The sequence below is a fragment of the Rhizobium halophilum genome, from assembly GCF_021648825.1.
Taxonomy (GTDB): domain Bacteria; phylum Pseudomonadota; class Alphaproteobacteria; order Rhizobiales; family Rhizobiaceae; genus Neorhizobium; species Neorhizobium halophilum.
In genome coordinates this window covers 1-15,697 of the sequence record NZ_JAKJHS010000015.1, presented here as the reverse complement: position 1 = coordinate 15,697, position 15,697 = coordinate 1, and the positions used below count along the sequence as shown (strand labels likewise).

General features: G+C 59.3%; 12 protein-coding genes and 2 pseudogenes. 6 read left to right on the top strand and 8 right to left on the bottom strand.

Going from position 1 to position 15,697, the window contains the following annotated elements; translation table 11 throughout:
• Positions 1-163: 163 nt before the first annotated feature.
• Complete coding sequence (locus LXM96_RS19525) at positions 164-1,114, bottom strand: alpha/beta hydrolase (RefSeq protein WP_240000239.1); 951 nt, start codon at positions 1,112-1,114, stop codon at positions 164-166.
• A 109-nt stretch (positions 1,115-1,223) separates the two neighbouring features.
• On the bottom strand, positions 1,224-1,382 hold the full coding sequence (locus LXM96_RS19520) for a hypothetical protein (protein ID WP_240000238.1): 159 nt from the start codon (positions 1,380-1,382) through the stop codon (positions 1,224-1,226).
• Positions 1,383-1,712: 330 nt separating this feature from the next.
• Here LXM96_RS19520 and LXM96_RS19515 point away from each other — a divergent pair, with 330 nt between their 5' ends.
• On the top strand, positions 1,713-2,591 hold the full coding sequence (locus tag LXM96_RS19515) for a manganese catalase family protein (RefSeq protein WP_240000237.1): 879 nt from the start codon (positions 1,713-1,715) through the stop codon (positions 2,589-2,591).
• A gap of 637 nt (positions 2,592-3,228) precedes the next feature.
• On the opposite strand, the gene LXM96_RS19510 is transcribed toward LXM96_RS19515, so the two are convergent.
• Positions 3,229-3,579 carry an SPW repeat domain-containing protein gene (locus LXM96_RS19510; protein WP_240000236.1) on the bottom strand — a complete coding sequence of 117 codons (351 nt, stop codon included), beginning with the start codon at positions 3,577-3,579 and terminating at the stop codon, positions 3,229-3,231.
• Positions 3,580-4,313: 734 nt separating this feature from the next.
• Here LXM96_RS19510 and LXM96_RS19505 point away from each other — a divergent pair.
• From LXM96_RS19505 to LXM96_RS19490, 4 genes are all read left to right on the top strand, one after another.
• The gene (locus LXM96_RS19505) at positions 4,314-6,485 is read left to right on the top strand and encodes a methyl-accepting chemotaxis protein (protein ID WP_240000235.1); all 2,172 of its coding nucleotides are present in this window, start codon (positions 4,314-4,316) and stop codon (positions 6,483-6,485) included.
• Positions 6,486-7,922: 1,437 nt separating this feature from the next.
• A complete protein-coding gene (locus LXM96_RS19500) occupies positions 7,923-8,936 on the top strand; it encodes an AI-2E family transporter (protein ID WP_240000234.1) in 1,014 nt (337 codons plus the stop codon).
• Between the two features lie 341 nt (positions 8,937-9,277).
• A complete protein-coding gene (locus LXM96_RS19495) occupies positions 9,278-9,529 on the top strand; it encodes a FitA-like ribbon-helix-helix domain-containing protein (protein ID WP_240000233.1) in 252 nt (83 codons plus the stop codon).
• Positions 9,526-9,945, top strand: a complete 420-nt coding sequence (locus LXM96_RS19490; protein WP_240000232.1) for a type II toxin-antitoxin system VapC family toxin — start codon at positions 9,526-9,528, stop codon at positions 9,943-9,945. Before LXM96_RS19495 ends, LXM96_RS19490 begins: the two co-directional genes overlap by 4 nt.
• Before the next feature lie 104 nt (positions 9,946-10,049).
• On the opposite strand, the pseudogene LXM96_RS22005 reads toward LXM96_RS19490, so the two are convergent.
• From LXM96_RS22005 to LXM96_RS19475, 4 genes and pseudogenes are all read right to left on the bottom strand, one after another.
• A pseudogene (locus LXM96_RS22005) lies at positions 10,050-10,413 on the bottom strand (IS110 family transposase); the annotation flags it as partial.
• Between the two features lie 179 nt (positions 10,414-10,592).
• Entirely contained in the window at positions 10,593-11,297 is a 705-nt protein-coding gene (locus LXM96_RS19485) for a Crp/Fnr family transcriptional regulator (RefSeq protein WP_240000231.1), read from the bottom strand.
• 465 nt (positions 11,298-11,762) lie between these two features.
• The gene (locus LXM96_RS19480) at positions 11,763-12,065 is read right to left on the bottom strand and encodes an ATP-binding protein (RefSeq protein ID WP_394802004.1); all 303 of its coding nucleotides are present in this window, start codon (positions 12,063-12,065) and stop codon (positions 11,763-11,765) included.
• Between the two features lie 32 nt (positions 12,066-12,097).
• On the bottom strand, positions 12,098-12,946 hold the full coding sequence (locus LXM96_RS19475; RefSeq protein ID WP_240000229.1) for a histidine kinase dimerization/phosphoacceptor domain -containing protein: 849 nt from the start codon (positions 12,944-12,946) through the stop codon (positions 12,098-12,100).
• A gap of 339 nt (positions 12,947-13,285) precedes the next feature.
• Between LXM96_RS19475 and LXM96_RS19470 the strand changes: the two genes are divergently transcribed.
• Positions 13,286-13,696 carry a sugar phosphate nucleotidyltransferase gene (locus LXM96_RS19470; protein ID WP_394802003.1) on the top strand — a complete coding sequence of 137 codons (411 nt, stop codon included), beginning with the start codon at positions 13,286-13,288 and terminating at the stop codon, positions 13,694-13,696.
• Positions 13,697-14,300: 604 nt separating this feature from the next.
• Here the strand turns inward: LXM96_RS19470 and LXM96_RS19465 are convergent.
• A pseudogene (locus tag LXM96_RS19465) lies at positions 14,301-15,262 on the bottom strand (alpha-hydroxy acid oxidase); the annotation flags it as partial.
• Positions 15,263-15,697: the final 435 nt, after the last annotated feature.

Sequence of the window (15,697 nt, the reverse complement as noted above, 5' to 3'; positions counted from 1 at the left end):
CCTCTTCGCTGAAGGCGCACCCCGTCGGGCATCACCAACGCATTAGGGTCCCACCCAAGTCGTGACGAGATTGGGTATGGAGGCAAGCAGGCCAGCGATAAGGGCGAGGGCGAGTGCCAGCGGTACCCGATCAACCATAGCCCAAGCGGCGATCCGGCGGCGTTTAGTCCTCCAACCATTCCCGCAGCTTCTCGCGCACGTGGCAGTGTACCTTCACGCCCATCGAAAGCGGCAGGCGGTCGAACCCGTGTAACCCTTGTGGAACGCGGACGAGTTCCGCGTTGCCGTTTGCTTCATTCCACCGCTCCGCCATGCGGACCCTGTCGTCGAAGACAGGGTCAAGCTCGCCGGCGATGAAGAGGGCAGGGGGAAGCTCACCAAGGTCGGCGTAAAGTGGTGAAAGTCGGGGGGCGCGCCGTTCCTGATCGGTCAGGCCGGGCGTCAGCCGCAGCAGGTTGCGATACGCCGCCTGTCCGTCGATCAGCAGTGTTTTCGGTGACGACTGCCGAAGGCCGGGCGACCCGGCCATGTCATATGCGCCGTAGAAGAGTACCGCGCCGGCAAGCCTGATCGCTGGCTGCAGCGCGCGCAGGTGGAGGAGCGCACAGGCCGCCAGATGTGCCCCGGACGACTGACCACCGACGATGATGCGCTCCGCTCCGAATGCTGCCGCCGTGCCCGCCGTCCATTCTGCGGCGCGTCGAGCATCGGCGATCGCTAGATCCAGCCGGTCATCCTGGGCGAGATGATGGTCGACGCTCACCACGACCACCTGGCACTCCCGCGCAATTCGGGTGTTGATCGGGTCGTCCAAGCGCGGCGTCCCCATCACCCAGGCGCCGCCGTGGAAGGTGAGGTAGATACCGCGCGGGCGGTCCCGCGGCACGATCAGCCTCAGCCGGACAGGACGGACACCCATTGCGACCTGACGGTCTTCGATCCGCAAATCCGGCCCGGACGAATCTCGTCCGGGCAGTCGATCCCAAACGCGCAGGAGGGCCTGGATAAGTCTTGCATTGTAGCGGCGCTCGGTCCGGTAGCGCGGCATGAAGCGCAAGAACCGGTTCAAGCGCTCCGCCTGCCGGATATCCTGTTTATCGAGATGGAGCGTCATGGCTTGCCGTTACGCCGGGTAAGACCTTCGTCCAGTTGAGGCACCCGACCGGCAGGATGGATTTGCTGACAATCAACGCCCCGTGGCCGTAGAACTGGCCGGCATCGCCTCACTTGGAAACGTCGACGGCCCAAACCGTTCCGCCGGCATCCGACCACAAGAGCCGACCTTCGGCGGCGGTCAGTCCCGCCATCGCCTGTGCTGGCGAAACGCCGGGGCGGAACACTACCATCACCGTGCCGTCGTCCGGTGCCGGAAGCGCAGCCACCGGCCCGGCAATAGGGATCGCCGCGGCCAGCGCGGTATGGGAATGGAGGCTGTGGCCTTTTTCGCCGCCCGTGCCGCCCGGCGCAGCATGAGCCCGACTGCTGCCGGCAGGAGCCCGAAGACACTAAACCGCAGCAGGTCCCAGAAGAGTGGGTTGTCGACATCCATGCGGATCCGGTGAATGCCGGCGAGCAGGCTGGATGTTCAACGACCTTTCCAAGGCGAACGGATCCAATTCGGGCACCCCTTCCGTCGTGCGGGCAGTCCTTGGAACTTGGAGACGCTTCTCCAGTTCGCGGAGTGCAATCCACTAGAACCATGAGGAGATTTCATGTTCTTTCGAACGAACAAGTTCCAGTATCATGCCAAGCCCGAGGCTCCGGATCCCGTTTACGCCAAGAAGCTGCAGGAGGTTCTCGGCGGGCAGTGGGGTGAGATCAGCGTGATGATGACCTACCTGTTCCAGGGCTGGAATTGCCGGGCACCGGCCAAATATCGCGACATGATCCTCGACATTGGCACGGAGGAGATCGCGCATGTGGAAATGCTAGCCACAATGATCGCCCGCCTTCTGGAGACGTCTCCGGTCGAGGCGCGCGAGGACGCCGCGAAAGATTCCGTCATCGGCGCCGTCATGGGGGGTGCGCGGGTAGAAGACGTCATCGTCGGCGGCATGAATCCGCAGCATGCGATCGTCGCGGGCATGGGGGCGACTCCGACCGACAGCGTCGGCTATCCTTGGAATGCACGCTATACCATCTCTTCCGGCAATCTGCTGGCCGATTTCCGCTTCAACGCCACGGCAGAATCGCAGGGGCGGCTGCAGGTTTGCCGTCTCTACGAAATGACAGACGATCCTGGCGTCCGGGACATGCTGTCGTTCCTGATCGCGCGCGACACCATGCACCAGAACCAGTGGCTGGCGGCAATCAAGGAACTCGAGGAGGACGGTCTTGAACAGACGCCGGCGCCGATGAGCTTCCCCCAGGAGAAGGAGCTGTCCCAGGTGGCGTATCAGTTCTGGAACTGCTCGGAAGGCACCGAGAGCCGCGAAGGACGTTGGGCCGAGGGTCCGACGCCAGACGGCAAGGGGCAGTTCGAGTATCTTGCCGATCCGAAGCCGCTTGGCGAAGAGGTCACCGAGCTTGCTCAGCTCGATCCGCGCCTGCACAGCACCCCGAAGAAGCCAATGCCACCAACGTCGTCCTGATGCAGCCGGTGGCAGCGCGAATGCTGCCACCCCGCTCCCGTGTGTTTTCGGCACTTCAAGCTTCACGGCGGTTTGTCACAGGCGGGAACGGCGCGCGATCAGCTAGACCATTTGAAGAACTAACGCGCTCCGCTCCGGTTCGCGTTCATCGAGCATAGGCCGTGCGAGCCCATTATCGGAGGCTCGTTGGCGTTCGCTGAAGGTAACTTCGCCACCACCTGTAGCTGAACGCCCTTGGTGTCGAGTGTTCCTGCATTCGACCAATGTTCGCAGGAGCGTACTGGACGGCGCAGAAACTCCCTTTTTGGAAATTTCCGCGGGGCGGCAGTTTTGCCAATGGCTACACCATCCTCGAAAGTGCTCGCCTGAGTTCAGCCGGCGAAACGGATGCAGGAGACACCATGAAGATCAGGGGGATTCAGACGATTGCTGAACGCACCTGGCACGGCTGATCCGGCCTTGCGACGTTCGTGCAGTTCAACCCGAAGTCGCTCGAGTCGAAGTACTTGCTCCACTTCTCCGGCTTTGCCTCCGATGGTGAACATACTTCCAACTGATACCGCCTCGCGATGCGAAGACGCGATCTGAGTAGAGACCGTGGCAAACACCGCCAGCGTCGCGCGTTTGTTAGCTGCCGTTAGAGCCGCTGCTGGTAATCTCGCTTTGTCGTCAGCGCCACGATGATCTCCATCAGGCCGACGAGCAGGTGGGGCCACCAGACGGCGTCAGCAAACCCGAAGAGCCACGGCGACGCTGCCAGGAGTACGCCGCCTAGCGCGTCAACCGCGAGGTGGGCCTTCAGCGGGATCACCTTGGCGGCACTGAGCTCGTAGTTCGTCAGCAAGCTCATGACGACTATCATGGCACCCACTACTTGGGGGAGCCACTGCTGTACGCCGCCGTTCGCGAATCCGAGGAGATAGGGCGCAATAATTAGGAGGGCGCCGGTAACGTAGTCGATAATGCCGTGGGTCTTGGTGTCGATCATCCGAAAGCCTCTCTCATGGCTACGGGTTGAGATTCAACAACCTCTTCCTTTCAAAGTTCCCGTACATCTTCGGCAAGCCGTGCGACCGTCTCACGCGATGAACGCGCCACGCGTCCCTGACGAAGGCCAGCGTCACTCGCCGCTGCGACGAACGCGTCTCTCACAGCCTGCGGAGCGGATCGCCGCTTCAGAAAGGCACAACACCGGCCAGCCGTTCGCCCTGAGGCCGAATCCTGTCGTAATCAAACCGCCGTCTTCCAGCGAGCCATGGTCGCGGCTGCAAATGATCCGCATTTCACCAACAATGTCCCCTTGGACGGCTTCAAAACCAGTCGTTCCGAACCGCGTAAAGTCGGCGACGGTAAAGTCGAGCCGAATGTGACTACCGGGATCAGTGCCCGAGACTCCTGTGCTCTCTTTAGGAGAGAGCATTAAAGGCGACATAAGCGCAATTAGACGAATTTTTGATTTTCATAGGCGCCGATGCATTTTATTCATCCGCGCAGCGTAGGTTGGTTGCACTTAAAGGAGCTAGCTCCCACTGCGAGCCGGCCTTGTTGCGATGAACAGAGACAACGATGTTTGACGGTCTTCTTGTTGTTGCAGCGTTGCGGCATGCGATCTGCCTGACGCATTAATTAGACCGTAATGCTCTACGGCTAATCTTCGCTCGAACCTCGCTGACGAATGGCTATTGCACGCGCTGCTGAGGAAGATTTGGTGGGGGATAATCTATGACTAGGCTGCTGTCGTCTCTTTCTTTCCGGGCGCTGCTAACGGTACTCGCGGTTGTGCCGCTCACGGCTGTAGCGGCGCTCGGAGCAATCCTGACGCTTGAGGCCTATGGCGACTACCAGAAGCTTTCTGGAGCGGCGGCTCTCGAACGTTTGGCCAGCGCCGGCGGGCGGATGATGCTCGCCCTGCCGGTCGAAAGCGCGTCCTCTGCCGACCAGCGCCCCCAGATGCGTCAGATCACCGACGAGGCTTATAGGTCGATCAGCACGAGCTATGATGAAGTTGTTGCAGCGGGATATAGCGACAACCTCCTTGCCGACATCAAGGTGAAGTTGGACGAACGTTACGTAAAGCTCGCCGAGTTCCGCTCCATGGTTGATGCTGGTCCCGTCGATGCAATGGCCCCGCTCTTGTACATGCAGCCACTTTCGGCGTCGTCAATCCAGTTGACGTCGCGTTCTGGAAACATCATGGAGGACCGCGACCTCCTGCACGGCGTCACCGGTTACAGTGCCTTCCTTCAGTACAACGAGGGCTACCTCATCCTTAACCGCATCGGCATGCAGTACGTAAAGAACGGCACCCTCTCGCTGGAGGAGTTTGCGCGTTTGGGCGCGGCGACAAGCCAGATCCGCATCTACGGCCAGCTTGTCCGAGAATTTGTCAGCCCAGCAGTGGTGGCCGAACTAGACGCATATATGCAGTCGCCAACGGGACAAGCCATCCAGCAGAAAATGGACGCAATGATGAAGAGCGTTGCCTACACACCGGCTCCCAGTGACTTGGGCGACTGGACGAAGGCAATGGCGGAGCGGCGCAATTACGTCGGTGACTTGTTGGTCAAGGCGGCGACGAAGGTTCATGCCGATGCCACTTCCAAGCTCGACGACGCCTATTCCTCTTTGCAATATTCCTTGATCTCGCTCGCGGCCTTCATCATTACGGCTGTCACACTGTCTGTAGCAATCGCGCGGTGGCTTTCCCGTTCAATCCGTCGGGTCAGCAGTCGCATGTCCCAACTGGCCGAAGGCAACACACAGGACGCCATTCCGTATGCTGACCGCAAAGATGAGATCGGCGATATGGCACGTTCAGTCCAGGTGTTCAGGGAAGCAGCACTCCACAATCAGGCCCTCCAGGCGGAGGCAGAGACGAGCCGCCGCCGCTCCGAGGCCGAGCGGGCTGAGCTGCAGCGTCAAGCAGAGGCCGAAGCTGAAGCTCGCCTGAACCAGGCAACCGGGGCGCTGGCCGCGAGCCTCCGTCGCCTTGCCGACGGTGACATGCTATGCGAGGTCCAAGACGCGCTAGCACCGCAGTTCGAAGGTCTACGTAAAGACTTCAACGTCTCAGTCCGGCAACTGCGCAATGCGCTGCTGAGCGTTGGTGAGACGGCATCGACCGTGACCGGTGGGTCACGAGAGATTTCTCACGCCTCTGACAATCTCTCGCAGCGAACGGAGCAACAGGCCGCTTCACTGGAGCAGACAGCCGCCGCACTGGAGGAGATTACCGCCAACGTGGTCGCGACGTCGAAGCGGACTGCCGAAGCTCGTGACGTGGCAAGGGATGCACGAGCTCGCGCCGATCGGTCTGGACAGGTCGTGCGGAGTGCGGTGTCCGCGATGGAGCGGATCGAAAAGTCCTCGAACCAGATTGGTCAGATCATTAGCGTCATCGACGAGATCGCATTCCAGACGAACCTCCTCGCGCTCAATGCGGGGGTCGAAGCAGCACGTGCGGGGGATGCAGGTCGAGGTTTTGCGGTCGTCGCCCAGGAAGTGCGCGAACTTGCACAGCGATCCGCCAACGCCGCAAAAGAGATCAAGACGCTGATCTCCAACTCGGCCACCGCCGTGTCCGAGGGCGTGAAGCTGGTCAGCGACACAGGCGAGGGTTTGATCGCTATCGAACAGCTCGTCCAGAACGTCACAGCGCACATGGACGCAATCGCGACGGCCGCACACGAGCAGTCGGCTGGACTTGCACAGGTTAACACGGCGGTTAATCATCTGGATCAGTCAACCCAACAGAACGTGGCGATGGTTGAGGAGATGAATGCCGCCGGTGCAGGCCTTGCCCAAGAAAGCGTGAAGCTGAGTGATCTGCTGTCGAAGTTCCAAGTTAAAGCATCTTCGTCGGGATACCACCAGCCTCGTGTCATCGCCGCGTAAAGCTGCGCCAGAGGGTCGCGGACACGGAAGAGGGGCAGCGTCGGACGGCTTCAGTTGCCTCTGTCGCACATTGCCGATGCGCTTCTTGAGCGTCTCAGGATGTTAATCGTCCGGTGTCAGCGCAACGCCTCCCATGAGAGTGGGCAGGCTCGAACCTCATGATGTGAGGAACGGTGACGATAGGTGAATCTGAGGGGAGCAGGACCAGGAGCTTTGCGCCGCCAAACATGCATCTGCGTTTCACGCACGCATCAGTGTCCCTGATTTGCTCCTTCCCCAGAGGGGGAGCTGATTCCGCTCCGGTTGATGTATCGCGAGGCTGCAAGCATACCAACGGCGGCCAGTTTATTCGGTTCGACGATCCCGCGCCTGTAAAACCGGAGGATCATTCTTGCGAGGAGGCTGGGGTCACTTGGCAGAGCGTCAATATCCGTCAACGCGAGAAGGTATGCCTGACTCATCACAGACAGGTCCTTGGGTTCAAGAACTTCGGGGAAAGAACGAGCAAACTGCCTTAGCATTATGGCCTCCACAACTGGGGCGAAAGCTGGCGGCTCCCTGCCATCGGCGCCCTTGGAATGTGCCGGTGATAGTTCACTATACGCACCCGAAGTTCGTGATGCACTGTCAAATGACATGCTGGGCGTAAATAGATGGCAGAGCGCGTAGAGGCCAAGGCAACCACTGCCATGACAGAGCCATCATCGGCCGTGACGTCGACAGCACGGCCGTAGCTTACCCGTCGCGAAAAACAACCGGTGCAATCGCATCGTGCGCGACAGCTACCTCTCGAAACTTGAGCAACTAGTGGATCTTGTCAACCGAAGCGCCTTGCCTTGACCTACTGACGATGTCGCTGCAGCGTGTGTTGTCGCTCCACAGGCAGTGGGCGAGCTCCAGTTCCAACGTATATGGAAGAGGGGAATATCGGAAACGGCCGCTGCTGCGTTAGGGATGGCGACTTGAATACCCTCGATGTCACAGATCTCGATCGTAGAAGAAGCAGTTTCGGCCCGGATGCTATGCTGTCCGTAAGGATGGGCCGGATTACTTCAATGCCCCAGCCCGCAGCCTGGTAGTCACGACGATTGTCAGCACTTTGGAAACGTGCTGGAACGATTGCTGACGTTATTGCATTCGGGGACGAGAGAACCGCCTCGAAACAAAGTTGGGCGCCGTTGCTCAGCGAAGGCGAACTGACGAACGAAACCTAGAGTACCGGAACATTCGCAAGGAGGCGTTCGAAAATCTTCTGAAGCGCTAGAGCCGCCTATTGCCCCTCCGGGTAGATCTAGCGCCGCCACAGGCCGGCGTGCCTCCCCGCAAGCAATGACCACGCGACCGCCTCTGAGCGGCGTGCCTTCGCCCTGCCACCTAGCATCCCATTGTTCAGTCGTTCTCTCCTGCGGGAGCATCTGTTTGAAAGACGAGGTCCCGATGTCGCCACCTGACACCATACGAAACCGCCTGCTGGGAGTAATCTCCTTCGTCGTTGTCGTCGCGGCGCTTAAGTGGAGCTACGAGGTGACAATGCCGCTGGTCGTCGCGGTGTTCGTCATTGCTGCTGCCTGGCCCATCAAGCCTTGGCTCGAAAAGCTGCTGCCTGAGAGCGTTAGCTACGCCGGAACTATTCTCGCACTTTTCCTGATCCTGGCAGGCTTCTTTGGGGTGATCTACCTGGCGGTTGCGCAGGTCACCCAGACGTTTGCTCAAAACCATGAGCAGTTCCGCTCGATTTACGAGAACTACTCTGTTTGGGCCGCCGAACGAGGCCTACCGGTCCCTGGCGGCGAAAGCGGTTACGATAACCTCGTGGTGATCGCACAAGCCGTATTCTGGGAACTCTACACCGTTGTCGGCTATCTCGGCTTCGTCGGCATCCTGGTGGTGATGGGTCTGCCGGAAATCCCAACCCTTGCCAAGAAGCTTCGTGAGCAGGTCAACGCCCAGGAGAACCAGGAGCTCATCGACGCGTTCGAGGAGATGGCGGGGAAGTTCCGCCAGTACATTGGCGTGACTGTGATCACGAGCCTGATCACAGGCGCCGCGTCGGCACTCTGGGCCTTTACGGTTGGGCTTGATCTCGCCCTGATCTGGGGCTTGCTGAACTTCCTCCTCAACTTCATCCCGGTGATCGGCAACATCCTCGGCATAATCCCGCCAACGCTCTATGCCTTCGTCCAGTTTGGCGACGTCACGATGCCGCTCGTCGTGTTCGCCGGTTATGCCGTGCTCCAGCTTGCCATCAGCAACGTCGTTTATCCGATGCTCCAAGGTCGCGGCATGGCGATGCCGCCGGTGGCGATAATCGTGGCGCTGCTGTTCTGGGGCTGGCTTTGGGGGATCGCCGGGGCTCTGCTCGCGGTGCCACTGACGGCGGCGCTCATCATCGTCTGCCGGCACTTCAAGAGCACCGCATGGATCTCAAGCATGCTCGCCCGCGATGACTAGAGCGGTGTGCACCGCCGGCCAGACATGCGATGAGTTTGCAGCGCAGTTTACGTAGGGCACTTCATGCTGATGCCACCTTGCAAATGGCCTGATCATGCTGCCGTGGGAGAGGAAATCAGGTCGACCTTGTCAAGGATTTCTCGGACGTTCCAGACGCGTTCACATCGTTCTCATCTCGGTGCGCGTCGGGATTGCTGCGGTGCAGTACTGGGGCGCCGGTTCGCCCCGTTCAACTGCGAGAACGTGGGGTCGAAATCGGCCCCGCCTCTCAGCCGGCTCCTTGAACGTTGATATCATGTGCACTATGATGGTATCATTTGTGGTTGGTTGAGATCGTGTAGATGCCGGCAGTTACCATTCGAAACCTTTCTGATGAAACACACAGGGCGCTGCGTATGAGGGCGGCTCATCATGGCCGTAGCACTGAAGCCGAAATCCGCGAAATTCTTGAGGCCGCTGTTCGCCCGTCTCATCGCGTGAAGCTGGGCTCGTTGCTCGCGTCGATCGGTCGGGAGGCCGAGCTGTCCAGCGGTGATATCGAAGCTCTGCAACAGCGTGATACGACGCCAGCTGAACCGATGACTTTCGAATGATCTTGCTAGACACCAACGTGATATCGGAGCCTTGGAAAGCGGATCCTGATGCAGCGGTTGTGGCTTGGCTGGACGCCCAGGCCATCGAGACGCTCTTCATCTCTTCGATATCAATTGCTGAACTTCGTTTTGGCATCGCATCTATGCCGCGAGGGAAGCGTCAGGCCATCCTCCACAATCGCCTTGAGGGTGAAGTGCTGCCACATTTTGATGAACGCATTTTGTCCTTCAACGTAAGCACCTCGCGGTTCTACGCCGAGCTGATGGCAGGCGCGCGAGCATCCGGGAAAGCAATCGGCAAGGCTGACGGGTATATCGCAGCCACAGCAGCAGAGAACAGCCTTGCGGTCGCGACTCGGGACACCAGCCCCTTCGAGGCTGCTGGACTGAATGTCATCAATCCATGGGTAACTTAGACTCCAATAGTTGGCTGCCATCAGTCCGACTCCCATCACATCAGGTTGCTTGTCGATGGTTCATTTTGGTGGCGTCACAGAGCCTCCTTTCTTCGCGGATCCACGGTCTGAGCCCAACGATATCGACGCGGCATGGCGATCGATGCAGCTTCTACGATGTGGCTTTCTATCCAGGCTTCCTTGCTCAGCACTCGCCCCAACCAGAAGCCATCTAGTCACGCTTCCTGAATTACGACCAAGGGGTACAGTCTGTCCTTCCGCCGTTTGGCTTTCTGGCAAAACGCTTCAAAGCAGGCGAGCAGAGCGACGATGTCACCACCTGCCACCGTGTGGCGGAACATCTTCTCGCTACAAGGTGACAGAGCTGTCACCAGCCAGGTTGACTTGCTCACTTCCAACGAGACGAAATGCCCCTAGATCGACGAGAGTAGCGGTCTGCGCTTGAGATTAATCTGCCGTCATCCGCATGGTTGGCCTCCAGAGAGTTCTAGCGACCTCACTCTGCAACGGCGCAGGCCGCTGCTCGCCCCTCATGGGATCTCAAGACCCCGCACAGGTGCGATGAATCGGACGCCGACTCCCCCGGACCTTCAAACACCGGCCTTCTTTGGGAGCGTCACGCATCTCGGAAATAGGCTTGGCAAGCTTCATGTTTTGGGGCTACCGCTCAGGAGCAGTCGGCGGTACTCAGCTTCGGGCACGCCATACGCATCGCCGGCGATTTCCTCGAGCTTCGCCCTGTTTCGGACAATTACGAGGCTCCGTTGCGCCTTAATGCAGTGGGCTTCTTCGAGGAGATGCAGAGAATCGGTTACGCTCGGCCGCCGCACGCCCAGCATCAGGGCGAAGAACTCGTGCGTTAGTGGTAGTTCATCGCCTAGTCTGTCCTGAGCCATTAGCAGCCAGCGGGCGAGCCGCTTCTGGACTGTGTGTTTTGCATCGGCAAGAGCGGTAGCGGCAATCTGCAGCATGTACACATGAACAAAGAGGAGAAGTGTGCGCCTGAGTGAACCACTGGCGTCCACGGCGGTGATGAGATCTGACGAAGCAATGCGAAGAGCTGGACCACCAGCCTGCATGAACGCCCGGTGTGGGGTTGTGTCCGCGCCAAGCAGAACCGGCGCTCCTGAAAATCCTTCTCGGCCGGTGCACCCGACCTCTATGCTCTTTCCGCCGCTCATGGAAATCTCGGAGGAGAGACCCCCTTCGAGGAAGTACACGTACGGAATCGGCGCATGCGGTTCGAACAGCGCATCCCTTTGCTTAAGCTCCACCCTCTGAATGTGAGGAGAAAGTGTCTCGAGGTCGGCCGTTTCGAGCAGCTTGAGGAGAATGTTGGAGGTCTCGATCATCCGCTTACCTTAGCAAACGACCAAGAGATGCCAATGACATTTCCTCCACAGACGCCAGTTCGCTACTTTCCGGATCCCGTGCGACTTCGTCACCACGGCGAATGTGGAAACAGAAACTGGCATGGCCTCTCTAATTCGCGTCAAAACCTTCAGCCTCCTCCTTGGGGGTTTCCGTTTGATAGCGTACAAAGCGGGGGCCATGGGCGCTTAAGGCTACATCAAGGCGGCAGCGAACTCGGAAATCTGGATCGTCAGCGGTGGAACCGATCCATCAGTCGCTACAGCGTCCTCGATGCCGGGAAGCGGAACTGTCTGATGAAGACTATGAGGCCCCGCATCGGAGGCTGTGGTTCAGCGTCTCGTCATCGGCTTTCCTGACCGAGATAGGTCAGACGCAATCCGCCGCAATGGGCTGCTGAGTTCGCCTAGCCGTGCAGATCACCACGCAATCGGTGGGGCTAACACCTACCCGGCTGCTGGTTCCCGGCCGCCCGGGGGTGGGAACCGGGAGGCGTCGCAAAAGGCGATGGTCACAGTCACACCAGCGTCGCCTTGTATCTCCAACTCACCGCCGATCTGTTTCACGAGGGAGCGAATGAGGCCATACCCGAGCGACCCTTCCCTGTAGTTTTTCATCCCGATGCCGTTGTCACGGACGATGATCTCCACTCGGCCGGGCCCGCTTCGCTTTGCCTGAACCACGATGGTTCCGGAACGATCGTCAGGGAATGCGTACTTCACAGCATTGGTGATAAGCTCCGTAAGCACGATGCCAAGCGGGAACGCCGCGTCGGCATCGATCAGAATGTCTTCCTCGGTTTCGCTCTCAGCGAGATCCGCTCGTCCCCGTCGGTGAGCGATCTCAGCGCCTCGCAAAGCTCCGAAACATAAGTCGCCACATCGACGCGATGCCCCTGTTCTGACCGCCTTAGCATGTCGTGAACCCGTGCCATCGCGCTTAGCCGGTCAGCAGACTCGACAAAGAGGACTTTCGTCTGCGGGTCAGCCTGACGTCGCCCTTGCAGTTGCAGCAGGGATGCCCCAATAGACAGGCTGTTCTTCGCGCGGTGGTTAACCTCAACGAGAAGCATTTCGCGTTCCGCGTCTGCCTTCTTAAGTGCAGCATTAGCTGCCTCCAGGGTACGGGTGCGCGCCTCCACTCGTTGTTCTAGTTCTGCATTGTGCGCGCGCAGTGCCTCCTCGGCATCATAACGGCGGCTTATGTCAAGATAGGACATGAAGTGATTGGTGACACGCCCCTGGCCGTCGTCCAACGGTGTCGCAAAAAGCATGCTCTGGAAGGCCGAGCCATCCTTGCGGTATTGTAGGATTTCGAGCGTTATGTCACGCCCGTCCTTCATGGCCGCCTCATATTCTGCAATCGCTCCGGGATTGGTCAGTGGGCCGTTCATGAAGTGAGGGTGCTGACCGATCAGTTCGCTGGGGCTGTACCCTGAAAGATTTACGAATGCCGGGTTCGCGAAGGTGATCGGGTTGCCCGGAAGCGTGGCGTCAGTGACAATCATCGGCATCCGCGTCACGCGAACCGCCTCAACGAACACGCCGCCCTGTGACCTCAGGCTTTCAAGCTTCTGCTCCGATACCGCGCGGACCGGCGTACCTTCCATTCCCTCTTGGTATTCGTTCATAGTTGCCCCCAGCCAGCAGCCTTCATTGGCATGCGCTCATCATGTGTATCGACACCTGGCTCACAAAGCAAAACCATGCTGCACTTGCTTCAAGAGTGAGCGCCTACAGCTTGCGCTTGAGGCAGTGACGCGGACGAAGTTGTGCAGATCCACTTACAGCGCCTGGGGGCATTGCTGCTGACCCGCTCACGGGGCCATGCTTTGTATTGGGGGGACGGGTCGGGCGTCCTCCGCTGGTGCTATCCACTCACAGGTCGTGCTGGCCCGTCAGCTTGAAAGTAGCGACCGACCGGTCATCACGCTTGCGAACGCCACCTGGTTGGAAAGGATTCCTATGCGGTGAAGGCTTTCGTGGAAAAGCCTGTTCTGGCCGAGGCTGAACGAATGTCGGCCGCCGGGGGATTCTACTGGAACTCCGGAATCTTCATGTTTGCGGCTGGACAGTTGATGCATGAGATGAAAGCATTTGCGCTCGAAGTGGCAGATGGCGCACAAAAATCCGTCGAGAAGGCGGTGAGCGATCTCGACTTCATCCGGCTTGACGGCGACTCTTTTTCCAAATGTCCCAATATCTCGATCGACCACGCGATTATGGAGAAGACCGCGAATGCCGCAGTCGTTCCGTCATCCTTCACGTGGTCGGACCTCGGCAGCTGGGATGCGGTCTGGAAGCTGGGCACGCGTGACGAGGCAGGCAATGTCACCTCCGGCAAAGCAACGCTCAGCGCATCCTGCGGACGGCGCGATTGAGACTGAGAGGACCGTGCGGCGCACGAGAGGAACTCCCGCTTCCAGCAACGGCACAAAACCTCAGAAGGCCGGCAAACTCAGGCCACCACGCAACGTCATCGCCCCCTGAGGGCGAAATAGATCGAGACCTCGCGCTGTGACGCGAGGCGGTACCCTACCTGCTCCGCCTAACGGCAGAGAAGGGCCGATTAGCAGACAATTGAGCGAGTTTTTCAACGAGATCTGCCAAAAGCCGACATTCGCTTTTGGCAGATCGCCGTTTGATACGCGGCCGTGGTGCGACATTGAGACCAGCCAATTGTCTCGATGAGCGCACGGGAAGTTCCACGATCAGGATGTGAAACGGATCGCCGTGGCGTACGGAGAGAAGGTCAAGCTAAAAAGCTATTACGTCTCCCATCGGCCGCCAAACTGGTCAGGAAGGATGCTCCCGCCCGACGGCAGTTTTGCGCCGTCAAGCCGGTCGTAAAGGTTGCCACTGCCCTGGCCCAGTAGCGGACATAATCCGCGGCGGCGTCATGAGGCCATTACCCCATTCCAGCCGCTAAGCGGATTCTGGTTGCGGCTGAAACCGAACCTTGCGGTTGCTTAGGTGGCCTGTCGCTCAGACTTTACATAAGTATGGCTGATCTATCTCGTCTACGTTGGTCAACCCGAGCAGGGCCATGTTCCGGTGGATCTCGCTCTTTAGGATCTCTGCTGCCATTAGAACGCCATCCGAACCTCCGACAGAGGCCGCATAGATGAAGGGTCGACCCACAAAGACGAACCTGGCTCCTAATGCAAGCGCCTTTAGAACGCGGAGCCGCGCCGGATACCGCCGTCGAATATGACCTCGGTCTTCCCGCCCACCGCGTCGATTATTGCAGGAAGCGCGTCGAGCGTAGACAGTGCTCCATCAAGCTGACGGCCACCATGGTTCGAAGCGATGATACCGTCCACGCCCGCCTCCACCGCGCGCCTTGCGTCTTCTTCATACAGGATCCCCTTCACCACGAGGCGACCTTTCCACCGTCCTCGAATCCTCTGCAGATGATTCCAGTTGGGATGATCCTTCTTGCCGAAGTCTCGCATCACTGAGGGGGAGACGATTGGCGCACCGCGAGTGGCGTAGGAGTTTTCGAAGTGAGGTATCCCGTGCTTTAGGATCGTGCGCACAAACGTACCGAGGGTCCAACGAGGGTGTGAGACGCCCTGCCAGGCGAGCCTGACCCCCGGCCGCAGCGGCGTCGAGAAGCCTGCCTTGATGTTGTTTCTCGATTGGCTAGCGCGGCCGTGTCCACCGTGAGCACGAGTGTCTGGAACCCGGCAGCAGCAACACGATCGACCAAGGCATCGATCCGATCGGCTTCGCCGGGCAGATAGGCCTGGAACCAGGCATCCGGAGCAGCCTGCTCGACCTCCTCCATCCGGATCAGCGAGGAACCGCTCATGGTCATCGGAATGCCAGACTGAGCCGCGCCTGTCGCGAGAACCACATCGCCGCGATAGGCCATAAGGGGCGCTGAACCCCATGGGGGCAATGCCGAAGGGCACCGCATATTCCTTGCCGAATAGTTCAGTCTTCATCGCACGCCGATGAGGGTACCGAGCAGCGCCCCGATGAAACAGAAAAGGAGCTTCGTCGGTGTCAGGGCTTCAGAGAAGCCGAGGACCAGGACATCCAACAATCCCATGGGAAGTTCCTTCTCCGTGCGATTAGAACGGCAGGATCGGCATCTGGACGCCGGAGCCGGTGACTCTATCTCCTGCGCTATCCAATAGTGTTCAAGAAGGTCGAAACTCAGGAGAAGATTGGAGGGAGCCGTCTGATTGGCTTGGAAACAGCATTTTGACGGTGCAGTTGGTTCTTACCATGTGGCGATGAGGCCGAAGACCATGTCGCTATCGCGAAAGTCGCTTCTCGTCATCGATCAGCGTCAAGCGCGCGGGGGCGGCCGCACCCCATTGCCACAGGACCAGGTTGAGATCGTCCGCGTTCGCGCCGGGCGCGAAGCTTCT

Coding starts and splice junctions, on each gene's coding strand:
- LXM96_RS19525 (WP_240000239.1), bottom strand. CDS start 1,114: ATGACGCTCCATCTCGATAAACAGGATATCCGGCAGGCGGAGCGCTTG.
- LXM96_RS19515 (WP_240000237.1), top strand. CDS start 1,713: ATGTTCTTTCGAACGAACAAGTTCCAGTATCATGCCAAGCCCGAGGCT.
- LXM96_RS19510 (WP_240000236.1), bottom strand. CDS start 3,579: ATGATCGACACCAAGACCCACGGCATTATCGACTACGTTACCGGCGCC.
- LXM96_RS19505 (WP_240000235.1), top strand. CDS start 4,314: ATGACTAGGCTGCTGTCGTCTCTTTCTTTCCGGGCGCTGCTAACGGTA.
- LXM96_RS19500 (WP_240000234.1), top strand. CDS start 7,923: ATGTCGCCACCTGACACCATACGAAACCGCCTGCTGGGAGTAATCTCC.
- LXM96_RS19495 (WP_240000233.1), top strand. CDS start 9,278: ATGCCGGCAGTTACCATTCGAAACCTTTCTGATGAAACACACAGGGCG.
- LXM96_RS19490 (WP_240000232.1), top strand. CDS start 9,526: ATGATCTTGCTAGACACCAACGTGATATCGGAGCCTTGGAAAGCGGAT.
- LXM96_RS19485 (WP_240000231.1), bottom strand. CDS start 11,297: ATGATCGAGACCTCCAACATTCTCCTCAAGCTGCTCGAAACGGCCGAC.
- LXM96_RS19475 (WP_240000229.1), bottom strand. CDS start 12,946: ATGAACGAATACCAAGAGGGAATGGAAGGTACGCCGGTCCGCGCGGTA.